The organism is Sutterella massiliensis (assembly GCF_016899755.1).
Classification (GTDB): Bacteria; Pseudomonadota; Gammaproteobacteria; order Burkholderiales; family Burkholderiaceae_F; genus Sutterella; species Sutterella massiliensis.
Genome location: NZ_JACJJC010000162.1, coordinates 1 through 818 on the forward strand (window position 1 = coordinate 1; position 818 = coordinate 818).

Sequence of the window (818 nt, forward strand, 5' to 3'; positions counted from 1 at the left end):
GAGCACAAGATCGCCGTAGAAGCTCGTCTGTGAACCGTGAATCGTAAGGTCCGCGGCCACGCCTTCGTCAACCTGACCGTTGCCGACGACCTTCAAATCACCATGCCCGTGCAGATCGCCGTAAAGGTGATTGATCTGGTCAGTAGACGTGTTCTTGTCGGTCGACGAAACGATGGTGAGCGTCACATCGCTCGAGCCGCTCATCGAGTCGGTGGAACCAATGGCGAGCTGTCCACCCGAAGCAAGTGTGAAACCGCGAACGGTGTTGTCGCCTTCGATATAAGTACTGGCACCGGACTCCGTCGTGAGGCGCGCGGTCTTGCCAAGCGTGCCTGTCTGGCCAAGCGTGCCTTCTTCCGCGTAGAGCGTTGCGCCGCTCGTAACGGTCGTCGTGCCCGAGTAGTTGTTCCCCCGGCTTGTCTCACTGAGGCGAACCGTATTGCCGGCAATGCGCAGGTTGCCCTCGCCCGTCAGGTAGACACTGAGGACGCTGCCGTTGCCCGTCGCGTCGTCCGCGTCGCCCGTGAGCACGAGCGTCTTGCCGCCGGAAATATCGATGCCTTCGAGCGAATACGTGATCTGAAGATCCTGTTGACCGCCGGCGTCGCCGGAGGTCCGGATTCCGTACCAGTAGATGGCTTCGGCCACCGTACCGCTTTCCGCACCGCTGCCGGACTGTTCGACATCAAAGCGAATCGTCTGACCGGTGCTGCTTTCACCGTTAACGGTCACAGTACCGTTCGCGAGATTACCGTCAATGCCGTTCACCGCGGTCGCCACATCGATCGTCGTGCCGCTGCCCGAATCCTGCAGGAGAA

The 818-nt window shown here is 60.5% G+C and carries 1 protein-coding gene; it reads right to left on the bottom strand.

Annotated features, from left to right (window positions below; translation table 11 throughout):
- Positions 1–818 (bottom strand): hypothetical protein (locus H6A60_RS11910; RefSeq protein WP_205104908.1); only part of this gene is annotated, 818 nt, incomplete at both ends.